Genomic DNA, 12,037 nt, shown 5'->3' with positions numbered 1-12,037 from the left:
GAATTAATTCGGCTTTGTTCCCTGCAAAAAGGCCAATCCCGGCAACTGGATTGGTCTTACAAACAGCTTCGGTTTTGCCTGACACAACACCAGGCAAGGTCCTATCTCCAATGCAGAGATCACCACGCTAGACTTCGACGGAGCAACACAACTTCTAAAACCGCGTTAACCAAGGACGGAAAAGAAAATGCCTTTAACATCGAAATCGCTGGAAGAAATGATCAATGAAATTTACCAGGATGGCAGAGTTTCATTCGTAGAATATAAAGCCTTGCGCGATGATGCCGACAGACGCATGGAGGCTGTCATTCGTGAGTTCGGGCAGCACAACACTGTGACGGCGTTTCAAAAAGCCATGGATGTCGCCATGCAGTTATTGCAGCTGGCAATTATCGATGCAAAGAAAGCCAAACTGACCGACACCGGCGAAGCCATCGTTAAAGATGCCGTTGTCGCTCAAGTAGAATATTTGCGCGTCGGAAGTGATTTAGCTCTGCATCTGTTGTAACACCACGCTCATGCGTTGGCCCGCCGCTAAAGAGCGGCGGGCCCATGCAGGGCGGCTCTTCGATTCCTGCACCCGGGCTGTACAACCAGAGCGCTTTACAACGGCTGGAACGGACGCAAGCGGTACTGCGGCGGCAATTGCTCAAAACCGCTGATGGTCGTGTTCAGGCTTTTCCAGCGGCCGTCCTTGATGCCGTAGATGCAACCATGGATCGACAGCTTCTGCCCGCGATGCCACGCGTTTTGCACGATGCTGGTGTGGCCGACGTTCGCCACCTGCTGGATCACGTTGAGTTCACAGAGGCGGTCGACCTGTTCTTCTTCGGTCGGCAACCCCGCCAGCTCTTCACGCTTCTCATAGTAGAGATCACGAATCGAGCGCAACCAGCCGTCGATCAGGCCCAGCTGGCGATCCTGCATGGAGGCCCGTACGCCACCGCAACCGTAGTGCCCGGTAACCAGGATGTGTTTGACCTTGAGCACGTCCACCGCGTACTGAATCACCGACAGGCAATTGAGGTCGGTGTGCAGTACCACGTTGGCCACGTTGCGATGCACAAACAGGTCGCCGGGCAGCATGCCAACGATCTCATTGGCCGGTACGCGGGCGTCGGAGCAGCCGATCCACAGGTATTCCGGCGTTTGCTGACGGGCCAGCTTGGCGAAGAAGTCAGGATCTTCTTTGGTGATCGCGTCTGCCCAGCGTTCGTTGTTATCAATCAGATCTTGTAATTCGTTCATGCAATGAAGCCTCGTGAATAATGCGCTGGTTTGACAATCGACCGTCTGTCGGGGTCACGCGTCAGATGCAAATTGCCAGTGCTCCATGCCGGCGGAATTCTCGGCAGCCCAGTGGGTCCACCCTAGTAAGGCCCACAGTATGAGGAATTGCCATGAATGATTCACGACGTCCGTTCGATGCAACGCAGCCCGAGCCGATTGACGACAACGAAGACCGCATGGGTTCGATTCATGAGCTGGATTTTGACGAGGAAGAACCCAGCGCCAAAATCGGCGACGAGCTGCCGGAAGCCGAACGCGAACAGCTTATGCCCAGGGAACGCGTGCGGGAAGCGGGCATGACAGGTGCCTCGACCGCTGACCATGAACCCACTGATGACGACATGAGCCCGGAAACGTTGATCCTTGAGGACGGGGCGCGAGATGCCCATGAGACGGGTGATGGTGGTCAGGCCGATTGGGATTTGAGCATTGTCGATGAAGACGACATTGGCGGGGGTAATGGGTTGGATGAAGAGGAGTTGGCGCGGCGCGATCCGATGGATGGTCAACGGTAATCTTCGTTGCCCGTTATGCCGCCATCGCGAGCAGGCTCGCTCCCACAGGTTTTATGTTCGACACAAATCCAGTGTGGGAGCGAGCCTGCTCGCGATGCTTTTACACAGGTTCAGTCAACCAACGTGCAGGCCATGACCACGGCATCTTCCCTGCCGCCCACCGCCGGATAGTAATCCCGACGCCGCCCGATCTCGTTGAATCCATACCGCTCATACAACCGGAACGCCGACCGGTTGCTGTCGCGCACTTCAAGGAAACACTCCCGCGCCTCAGCCTTGTAGGCAATCGACATCAGGTGCTCCAGCAGCGTCAACCCCAGGCCACGGCCCTGGTTTTCCGGCTTGACGGTGATGTTCAGCAGATGGGCTTCATCAAGAATGATCTGCACCACACCATGGCCCACCTGCTGCTGGCCTTCGAACATCAGCCAGATCTGGTACTTGCCCAGCCCATCCAGAAAAATCCCGCGAGTCCAGGGATGGCTGTAGGCCGCGAATTCAATTTTCAGTACAGCGTCCAGGTCTGCCTCGGTCATCGGGCGAAACGATACAGCGTCACTCATTCGATTCTTTCCAGCGCGCCATCAGCCGACGCATGGCTTGCCAGACATCAGCCTTACGCTGTGGCTCTTCCATTAATAATTCCAGGCCCGGCAGGGCCCAGACCGAGCCCAAGCCTTCGACCTGGAGTTCGCGATTGAAGGATTCGGCGTTCGCCTCACCGGCAAACCGCACCGCCGGCAGGCCGATCAGCCACACGCAGACACAAGGCGCGTCTTCCAGTCGGGCCGAAAGAAAACCTTGTACGAAGTCGCGGGCCGCGTCCGGACCTTGATCCATGGTGCCGCGAGCCAACAGTGGCCAGCGCACCGGCTCGCCGACGATCTGCGGGCTGTCCGGCAGACCGGCGGCACGCAACATATCCTTGAGCAGCAGATACGCGGGGTCGCGGGTCTGGAACGCTTCGCCTGTGGGTAACTCCACCAGCAGCAGGCAGCGACCGGCGCGCAGCAATTGCAGGGCGAAGCGCGGCGGTGGCACGACCGGCGCCTTGACCGCGACCGGGGCCTCCTCCTCTTCAACCTTGGCGTTGGTGCGGGTACTGGCCAAGGATGGCCGAGGCACCTCGATTTTCACCCGTTCGGCCGGTTTGACCACGGGCTCCACCGGCGCATCAGCCACAGTCGCACGCGCAACCGGGGCGACGACCAGCGGTTCGGGCATCTCCAGCAGCTCGGGCCTGGAAGGCGCGGCGAAGGGCAATTCGGTGCGCGGCAGCCAGTTGACCACCTGCATGGCGGTCAAATAGGCGCGGCGACGGGACTCGATAAGCAAAGGTCGGCCACTTGTGGATAACTAAAGTGCGGTGATTCTACCGCCCTTCGCTCAAGATCGCCCGCGCTTGATCGATACTCTTTCCCTTAGAAACAGCTACAGCCCGTCCCGAGAGTGAATCGCATCGGCCCCGATGCAGTACAATCGCCGCTTTTAATCGCCAACCAGCCGGCCATTCCGATGATCGAACCCAAGCGCGTCTTGCGCGCCCTCGCTGAACACTGGGCACTTCTGGAGCCACTGTGCGAGCACTTCGACCAAGGCACCTTGAGCCTCAACGAACTGCGCACGCAACTGGCCGCCCAGCAACTCGACAGTACGCCGCAGGACATCACCAGCCTGCTGGACGTGTGGATCCGCCTCGACATTCTGGTTCCCGTGGCGAAAAGCCCGAACCGTTTCGAGCTCAACGCGCAGATCCACGACTTCCTCGCGTACCTGCGCCGTGAGCACCGTCTGGGCCTGTGCCTGGAAATCGAAGCCTACTTGCGCCACCTCGAGCGCCTGGCTGGTTACATTCAGGATGCGTTCGACATTCGCGATGGCAACGACTTGGCGCGCCAATTGCGCCTGCTCGACATGCGCGTGCGCGATGTGTTGAAAAAGCTCGCCAACGACGAACAGGCGCTGGTGGCCGTCGCCGAACGCGCCAAGACCAGCGACCGGCAGATTCCGCTACGTCAGCGCTACGCCGAAGTGCTGGCGACCTGGGATGAATACGTCGAGCCGATGATCCAGTTGGTCAACGCCGACGGCGCCTTCGAACAAGGTGTGCGCAAGGTCGAAAACGTCCTGCTGAAAATGCTCACCGAGCAACAACGCCTCGGGCATCTGGTCGATGACGACATGCTGTTGCGCACCCATGCGCGCATCCTCGAAATGCAGACCAGCGCCCAGTTGACCCTGCGTCATGCCCGTGAATTGCTGTTGCCGCTGCGTGAAGAGGCCCGTCGCCACAACGCCGTGACCCGAGGCGCCGCGCTGGCGTTGGCGGCCATCCGTCGCAAAGGCATCGATGCAGTACCGCAAGCGGCGATGCCAATGTTTACCCGTCCGCAAAGCACGTTCCTGGGCAGCGCCAGTCAGGTCGAAGCCTACGTGTATGCCTTGGCCCGATTCGAGCCGAAACCGGCCCGTTTTCCCAAGGCCCACAAGACCCAGAAAGGCGAAGCACCGCGCGCGCCACGCACGGTTCGGGAAATGCTCGAACGTTGCGAAGACGCCCTGCCGATGCCGGACCTGATGACCTGGCTGCTGGAGCAGGAGCCGAACGGCGCCACCGACGAATTGCTGTATTGGTTCTCGCGCCTGTCGCGAGAAAAACGCTTCAAACGCGAGCGTCTGGAACGCCGCGATTACCACACTCACGAGCACCAGGTCAGCCTGCGCTCCTTCGCCCTGCTCTCGGCCGGCGACACCGCCGCCGAGGATTCTGCGAGCATCCCCCATGCATCTTGATCTATCCGAACTGTCCCAGCTGGCGCCGATCTTTCGCGAGCTGTTCAAGGGCTACCACGTCAGCCGCCGCGATCCGGAGCTTTACGCACAGCTGTCGAACTTCCAGGACCAGTACCGCACCCTGTTCAGGGCGCTGGGTTTCGAACTGGTTTGCGACACCCGTGGTTTCTACTATTTCGTGCCGGACCTCGCCGCAGCGGCGGTGAACAAGACCGCGCAACGCCTGGCGCTGTTCACCTTCATCCTCGTCGAACACCTGGCCGATCAGGGCCGTGACCCGGTCGCCGTGCTGGATGGCGGTAGTCTTGGGCGTGATGAATTGCCGTCGCTGTTGGAGAAGTATCGCGACCTGTTCATCCAGGCCGAAGTGCAGACCGTCGAAGAACTCGAAGAAAAGATCATGCGCCGCATGACCCAGCTCGGTTTCGCCGGCGAAGAAAACGGCATCTACCGTTTCCTGCCGCCGATGCACCGCTTCCTCGACGTCTGCCTGTCAGTCCAGCAGGACCGCGATCTGGCGGCCAGCCTGCACAGCGTGTTGCCGCTGCCGGTACCGGTGTTGATCGACGACGACAGCGACGAAAAACTGCTGCAAACCGATGATCCGCTGGACCTCAGTGACTTCGAAGAAGAAAGCGAAGAAGACGCCATGGCCCGCGCCATCGCCGAAGAACAGGAGACCGACGCATGAGCAAGGAACGCTACGGCATTCGCCGCTTCGCCCTTTTGAACACGGCCGGTTACAGCCTTGGCCTGTTTCCGTTGGAAGAACCGTTGTCGGTCTACGGCGCGAACAACCTCGGTAAATCCGCCTCGATCAACGCCTTGCAGTTCCCGATTCTGGCGCGCATGTCGGACATGAGTTTCGGCAAGTACAGCCTGGAACAATCCCGTCGTTTTTACTTTGCCTCGGACACCAGTTACATCCTGGTTGAAGTCTCGCTGCCCCACGGCCCACATGTGATCGGCGTGGTTGGCCGTGGCCCGGGCGGTGGTTTCGGCCACCAGTTCTTCGCCTACGCCGGCAAACTCGACCTGGCTCACTATCAGAAAAACGACACCTGCCTGCGCCAGAAAGAATTGTTCACCAACCTTGAACGCGAAGGCCTGAAAGCCTACGAGCTGAAGCCTGATGAACTGCGGCGCTTGCTGGTCGGCGGTCACACCTCGATCCCGCTGGACCTGACGCTGATCCCGCTACGCTCCACCAGCGAGCAGAGCCTGAAGACCTTCCGCGCGTTGTTCATCAACTTGCTGCACATGCGTGAAATCACCGCGGCCAAGCTCAAACAGCTGTTCCTCGATGCGTTCGAACACAGCCTGCGTTCCGGCAGTGTCGATTACATCGCCGCGTGCGAAGAAGCCTTCCGCGATGTACGACGCATGGAGCAGGACTACAACTCGCTGGTCACCGCCGGCCCATTGGTCGAAGCCCTCGCGGCGGGCGTGACTCAGCGCAATATCCTGCGCGGCAAACTGCACCGGATCTCGCCACTGCTCGACTCCCTGCTCGGCACCTGGTCGGACTACGCCAGTGCGCGCAAGGAAGAGCTGACGATTCAGGCCGAGCATTACCGCAACGAGCAGGACGCACTGCAAAACGATCAACGCGGCGGCACCCAGGAGCTGATGCGTCTGGAGCGGGAAATCACCGGCATCCAGCGCTGGCTTGGCGAATTGTCGGTGCTCAAGCATCGCTTCGCGCTGGTCGATGACGTCAAAGTGCTCGAGCAGCAACTGCTCGCGGCCAAGGATGCTCACGATGAACTGGCCGGTGCGCTGGCCCAGTCGCGGCAGTTCAGCGCCGAGGACCTGGAAGAGCGTCTGCGGGACCTGGAAAAACGCCTGAAGTCGGTAAAGCAGCAACTCGATCACGCCGACAACAACAGCTACGCCCGTCTGCGCGAGGAGTTCTCGCAGCAGGACGTCGAACGCTTGATGCGTCTGTTCAACAGCGCGCTGTTCAGCCTGCCGCTCGGTGAGCATGGCATTACGCTGGACGAGGACGGTCAGTGGGTCAAATCCATGGAGCTGATTCTCGACGGCTTCAAAGGCGAGCGTTTCGAAGTGCCAGGGCTGTCCATCGACATCTCGCACATCGAGCCGCCGGCCCTGCAAGCCCTGGCCGACCGTGCAGCATTGCGCGATCAGAAGGAGCGCCTGGAGAAAGAACTCAAGCAGCTGAAAACCCAGGCCGCCGTGGCCGCCGACCGCGCCGCGAGCAAGACCCAGACCGAAGCGCTGTACCAGCAAGTTCTGGATGCGCAGAAAGCCCTGGAAGACTTCCGTCGCGCGCAAACCCTGAGCGCCGAGGAAGACGACAAGCTTGAGCAACTGGCGCAGATGGAAGCCGCGCAGGAAGAATTGAAGCGTTCCAGCGACGCCTTCACCGAGCGCGTCCAGCAACTGTCGGCCAAGCTGCAATTGGTCGGCCGTCAGATCGGCGACATGGAAGCCAAGCAACGTACCCTCGACGATGCACTGCGTCGCCGTCAGCTGCTGCCGGCAGACCTGCCGTTCGGCACCCCGTTCATGGACCCGATCGACGACTCCATGGACAATCTGCTGCCGCTGCTCAATGACTATCAGGACAGCTGGCAGGGTTTGCAGCGCAGCGACGGTCAGATCGAAGCGCTGTACGCTCAGGTGCGCCTCAAAGGCGTGGCCAAGTTCGACAGCGAAGATGATATGGAGCGTCGCCTGCAACTGCTGATCAATGCGTACGCGCACCGCACCGATGAAGCGCTCACCCTCGGCAAGGCGCGTCGTGCAGCGGTGACCGACATCGCCCGGACCCTGCGCAACATCCGCAGCGACTACGACAGCCTCGAGCACCAACTGGCGCTGTTCAACCGCGAGATCAACAAGCGTCAGGTCTCCAACCTGCAAAGCTTCCGCATCGTGCTCGCGCCGAACAAGGAAGCCCTCAAGCACATCGACCAGATCATCCACAGCGCCGGCCAGTACGAGGAAGGCGAAACCCTGTCCGTGTTCGACCTGAGCCAAAGCGCCGATCAGGACAACAAAAACGAAGAGGCCAAGGAATATTTGGCACGTCTGGTGGCGGCGAACCACAACCAGCTCGGCCTCAAGGACTTGTTCGAATTGGCGTTCGAGATCACCAAGGTCAACGGTCAGCCGGTGATCCACACCGATATCGACGGCGCGGCATCCAACGGCACCACCATGACCATCAAGGCGCTGACCAACATGTACTTGTTGCTGCACTTGATGGACCGCGACCAGGCCGGTCGTGTGCGCCTGCCGTACTACCTCGATGAGGCGGCGGACATCGACGAGAAGAACCAGGCCGCGCTGCTGGAAACCAGTCTGCAACTGGGTTTCGTGCCGATCCTGGCGAGTGTGAAGCCGCAGGTGTGCGCCAGTGTCGCGATTGACCTGGAAGGCGGCAGCGGCCCGAACGGGATCTACATCGATGAGGCGGACTGGAAGTACATTCGTCGCCACGATGAGGTGAAGGCTGTGGTTAATGTTGAGGCGGATGAGCCTGAGCTGGATGCAGTTTGAGGTAAATCGTCAGGTATGAAAAAGGCCGCGATCCATTGGATCACGGCCTTTTTTGTGGGCTTTCGTTTGTATCTTTGGCGGCAGCGCGGCCGCCAATCAACTACTTGCCGAGCGAAATCTTCGGCGCCCAGGTCAGCCACTCATCCTCAAACTTGTCGAACAACGGGAACGTCTGCTCCGCCCGTGCAGGGCTGCCCATGCGGTCACCGTCCGGTGTGGCAAAGGCGATACCGCCCTGAATCAACGTTTCCAGCGATTCAGTGCGCACTGTCGCACCTTTGAACAAGCCATAGTCGAAACCGAAACCGCTGGTGTTCCAGAAACGCGTACCGCTGCGCACGAGCGGCGCGTACTTGGGCTCGATCAGAATGTGCACCAACACACGGTCAGCGGTCTGACCCAGCTCATAGCCCGTCACTTTGCCGACAGTCACTTCACGATAGGTCACCGGCACACCGGTTTTCAGCGAACCACGGCGGGCAGCACTCAGCACCAGACTCAGACCGGCTTCCTGAGTGACCGTTTCCGGTGGATTGGCCAGGGCCACGAAATTCTTCTGTGGGCCGAGGTTCTTCGCTGCAGGCTGAACTTCGATGTATTGCCCGGTTACCAACGTCTCCAGGTTGGACGTCTTGATCAACCCCAGCTCAGGCTTGACCACCCAGAACTGACTGCCAACCCGAGCAATACGCTCAGGCACTTCGGTGATCCGCGCGGTGAGCATTACCGATTGCAGGTCATCAGAGAGGTCGACGTCTTCGATCTTGCCGACGTCCAGGCCTTTGAATCGCACAGGAGTGCCGGTGCGCAAACCATCGGCGCGATCAACCTTGATCGTGACCACGGCGCCTTTCTGGTTGGCGTCGTCATGGCTGGCGAACAGACGGAAACGCGGAATCCGTTTCTGCAACGGAGCCTTGGCTTGCGGAGTCTCGAAGGCGATACCGCCGGCCATCAGGCTTTGCAGCGATTCACTTTTGACCTGGATTCCACCGGTCAAGCCGCCCGTGAGCGTAATGCCGCTGGCGTTCCAGAAACGGGTCGAGGCGTTGACCAGCCCTTCATACTCCTTCTCGATGTGGACACCGATGACCAATTGTTGCTTGGTCTTGGAGAACTGATAGCTCTGGACCGAACCGACCTTGACCTGCTTGTAGAGAATCGGGCTGCCGACTTCCAGCGAACCCAGGTTCTCCGTGAACAACACCAGGTGCAATCCCGGCGAACGAAGGTCCAGTGGCGGCGCCTTGGGGCGCGCCACGAACTCGCGCTGGGGCGCCGAGCCTTTGTCGCCAGGGCGGATGGCGATGTAGTTACCTTTGACCAGCGCCTCGAGCCCCGTGATACCCGCAAGAGAGATCGACGGTTTGACCACCCAGAACTGCGTGCCGGTAACCAGGTAGTCCTCGGCCAGCGGATCGAGGGTCAATTCGGCTGTCGCAGCGGACAGGTCTGGATCGATCTTCAGTGCTTTCAGGTTCCCGACCTGAATGCCCTTGTACATCACGGGCGTGCGGCCAGCCTGAAGGCCTTCGAAGTCGCTGAGTTTTACCTTGACCCGGATACCGGCAGCGGCTGCATCGAAGTCCTCATACAGACGGAATGGAAGACTCGGATCGGTGGGCGGACTGTCTTTGCGGTTTTCGGGTGTGGCGAACGCGATGCCGCCGGCGACGATGCTGGCCAGTGATTCGCTACGCACTTTCACGCCGGAGAGATTGGCATCGATGCTGATGCCACTGGCATTCCAGAAACGCGTGTGTTTGCGCACAAGTTTTGCGTAGGTGGGTTCAATGAAGACTTTGAGCTCAACAGTGCTTTGGTCTTCGGACAGCAGGTAACTTTTAATCTGGCCGACTTTGATTTGCTTGTAGAACACCGGGCTGCCACGGTTCAGTGATCCCAGGCGGTCGGCCTTGATGGTCAGGTGAAGACCGGGCTTGGCATCCGACAGCGGCGGCTCTTCAGCCAGTGCCTTGAACTTGCGCGTGGGCTCGCCTTCACCGGGGCTAACGGCGACGTAGTTGCCGGACACCAGGGTTTCCAGGCCAGTAATACCGGCCAGGGTCACGCTCGGCTTGACCAGCCAGAAACGGGTGCTGGTTCTGAGATAGGGCTCCACGTCCTTGTTCATTTCGATGGTTGCGATCACGCCTTTGGCGGCACCTTCGTCATCCAGCTTGAGGGTTTTCACCTTGCCGACCGACATGCCTTTGTAGACGACTTCAGTCTTGTTGGCCTGAATGCCTTCACCGCTTTCGAAACGAACCTGAATCTCGATACCGGTCTCGGTGTAGGCACGCCAGCCAAGCCAGCCGCCGATGATCAGGGCAATCAGGGGCAACACCCAAATGGCAGACCAGTTCGAAGCCGGTCGGGTTTTAGCGGTAGGCAAATCAGTCATAGTCGTCGTCCGACTCCGTGTTATCCCAAATCAGTCGGGGATCGAAAGTAACTGCGGCAAGCATCGTCAGAATCACCACACTGGCGAAGGCGATGGCGCCAAGATTGGCTTCGACGCTGGCAAGCCGTCCAAAATTCACGACCGCCACCAGGATCGCGATCACAAAGATATCCAGCATTGACCAGCGGCCGATGAACTCGATGAAGCGGTACATCCAGATACGTTGACGAGCCGAGAGCGGCTGGCGGCGCTGCACCGAGAACAACAGCAAGGCGATACCGACCAATTTGAATGTCGGGACCAGGATGCTGGCGATGAACACCACGGCCGCGATTGGAATCATGCCGTGCTGAACCAGTTGAATGACGCCGGACATGATCGTACTGGGATCGCCCTGGCCCAAGGAGCTGACCGTCATGATCGGCAACACATTTGCCGGGATGTAGAGAATGGCGGCGGTGATCAGCAGTGCCCAGGTGCGCGCCAGACTGTTCGGGCGCCGGGCGTGCACCAGCGCACCGCAACGGGTGCAGGTCTGTTCATCGCTATCAGCATCCTGCTTGTTCAATTCGTGACATTCGGTGCAAATCAGAATGCCTGCATCAATCGCCCGCATGGGCATCCTCTCCTGATAAAGCCTGCCAGATCTGATGGGGCGACATCACCACCTCCAACCAGACCTGGACCAACAACAAACTGATAAAACACGCCAGGCCGAGGCCTACGGTAATCGCTGCCATATCTGCCAGCTTTACGATCGCTACCAGCACGCCCATGAGGTAGACCTCAAGCATCCCCCAGTCTCGCAGATGGTGATAAATGCGGTAGAGCAGAAGGCCATAGCTACGCCCGATATCAAAACGGATGCTCAACAGCACGACCAGTTGGCAGAGCAGCTTGAGCAGCGGAATCCCCATGCTGCAGAGAAACACCACGACCGCAACGCCTTGCATCCCGGTATGGAACAGGCCGACAACGCCGCTCCAGACAGTGTCATGTGACGATTGCCCGAGTAGATGGAGCTGCATGATGGGTAAAAAGTTCGCCGGGATGTACAACAATAACGCGGCGATGACCAAGGCAAGACTGCGCTGCACAACGTTGTATCGATGCGCGTAGAGCTCGTAGCCACAGCGCGGGCATAGGGCTTTCTCGCCATGAGCGAGCGTGGGCTTGCGCATCAGCAAGTCGCACTCATGACAGGCTACCAAGTCGTCCAGCGGTAATTCTGACAGCCCAGGGGCGTCAACCGGATCTGGCATAAGGGCTCTGGCTCCGAAGAAAGGTGGACCTATTCTAGTGTCCAGAATCGAAAATAACTGTGTAAATTTACGCAGTAACCCGATCGTGCTTTTATTCCGGGCAAAACAAAACCCCAATTGCTTGCGCAATTGGGGTTTCGGAATTTAATCTTGACGATGACCTACTCTCACATGGGGAAACCCCACACTACCATCGGCGATGCATCGTTTCACTGCTGAGTTCGGGATGGGATCAGGTGGTTCCA

At 59.2% G+C, this 12,037-nt stretch carries 11 protein-coding genes and 1 rRNA gene; 5 read left to right on the top strand and 7 right to left on the bottom strand.

Features of this window, described 5'->3' with window-relative positions:
* Positions 1-187: 187 nt before the first annotated feature.
* Complete coding sequence (locus tag EJA72_RS00250; protein WP_157709559.1) at positions 188-508, top strand: hypothetical protein; 321 nt, start codon at positions 188-190, stop codon at positions 506-508.
* Between the two features lie 95 nt (positions 509-603).
* Here EJA72_RS00250 and can read toward each other — a convergent pair whose 3' ends face one another.
* Positions 604-1,248 carry a carbonate dehydratase gene (can, locus tag EJA72_RS00245; protein WP_157709558.1) on the bottom strand — a complete coding sequence of 215 codons (645 nt, stop codon included), beginning with the start codon at positions 1,246-1,248 and terminating at the stop codon, positions 604-606.
* Positions 1,249-1,400: 152 nt separating this feature from the next.
* Here can and EJA72_RS00240 point away from each other — a divergent pair, with 152 nt between their 5' ends.
* The gene (locus EJA72_RS00240; protein WP_157709557.1) at positions 1,401-1,805 is read left to right on the top strand and encodes a serine kinase/phosphatase; all 405 of its coding nucleotides are present in this window, start codon (positions 1,401-1,403) and stop codon (positions 1,803-1,805) included.
* A 110-nt stretch (positions 1,806-1,915) separates the two neighbouring features.
* Here EJA72_RS00240 and rimI read toward each other — a convergent pair whose 3' ends face one another.
* Complete coding sequence (rimI, locus tag EJA72_RS00235; protein ID WP_157709556.1) at positions 1,916-2,368, bottom strand: ribosomal protein S18-alanine N-acetyltransferase; 453 nt, start codon at positions 2,366-2,368, stop codon at positions 1,916-1,918.
* Positions 2,361-3,101, bottom strand: a complete 741-nt coding sequence (locus EJA72_RS00230) for an energy transducer TonB (RefSeq protein ID WP_157709592.1) — start codon at positions 3,099-3,101, stop codon at positions 2,361-2,363. Before EJA72_RS00230 ends, rimI begins: the two co-directional genes overlap by 8 nt.
* Before the next feature lie 219 nt (positions 3,102-3,320).
* On the opposite strand from EJA72_RS00230, the gene mksB reads away from it, so the two are divergent.
* Genes mksB through mksF form a run of 3 tightly spaced genes read left to right on the top strand, consistent with a single transcriptional unit; the run spans position 3,321 to position 8,126 of the window.
* On the top strand, positions 3,321-4,598 hold the full coding sequence (mksB, locus tag EJA72_RS00225) for an Mks condensin complex protein MksB (protein ID WP_178128945.1): 1,278 nt from the start codon (positions 3,321-3,323) through the stop codon (positions 4,596-4,598).
* Positions 4,588-5,289, top strand: coding sequence for an Mks condensin complex protein MksE (gene mksE, locus EJA72_RS00220; protein ID WP_157709555.1), 702 nt, complete (start codon positions 4,588-4,590; stop codon positions 5,287-5,289). Before mksB ends, mksE begins: the two co-directional genes overlap by 11 nt.
* The gene (gene mksF, locus EJA72_RS00215; RefSeq protein ID WP_157709554.1) at positions 5,286-8,126 is read left to right on the top strand and encodes an Mks condensin complex protein MksF; all 2,841 of its coding nucleotides are present in this window, start codon (positions 5,286-5,288) and stop codon (positions 8,124-8,126) included. The genes mksE and mksF overlap by 4 nt, the downstream gene beginning before the upstream one ends.
* 100 nt (positions 8,127-8,226) lie before the next feature.
* Here the strand turns inward: mksF and EJA72_RS00210 are convergent, their stop codons facing one another.
* From EJA72_RS00210 to rrf, 4 genes are all read right to left on the bottom strand, one after another.
* Positions 8,227-10,530: an intermembrane transport protein PqiB gene (locus EJA72_RS00210; RefSeq protein ID WP_157709553.1), complete on the bottom strand. Its 2,304-nt coding sequence runs from the start codon at positions 10,528-10,530 to the stop codon at positions 8,227-8,229.
* Positions 10,523-11,146, bottom strand: coding sequence for a paraquat-inducible protein A (locus EJA72_RS00205; RefSeq protein WP_157709552.1), 624 nt, complete (start codon positions 11,144-11,146; stop codon positions 10,523-10,525). The genes EJA72_RS00210 and EJA72_RS00205 overlap by 8 nt, the downstream gene beginning before the upstream one ends.
* On the bottom strand, positions 11,133-11,792 hold the full coding sequence (locus tag EJA72_RS00200; RefSeq protein WP_157709551.1) for a paraquat-inducible protein A: 660 nt from the start codon (positions 11,790-11,792) through the stop codon (positions 11,133-11,135). The genes EJA72_RS00205 and EJA72_RS00200 overlap by 14 nt, the downstream gene beginning before the upstream one ends.
* A gap of 148 nt (positions 11,793-11,940) precedes the next feature.
* Positions 11,941-12,037: ribosomal RNA gene (gene rrf / locus EJA72_RS00195) — 5S ribosomal RNA — on the bottom strand; the annotation flags it as partial.

The organism is Pseudomonas sp. PB120 (assembly GCF_009761815.1).
GTDB lineage: Bacteria > Pseudomonadota > Gammaproteobacteria > Pseudomonadales > Pseudomonadaceae > Aquipseudomonas.
This window is presented reverse-complemented; position numbering and strand designations above follow the sequence as displayed.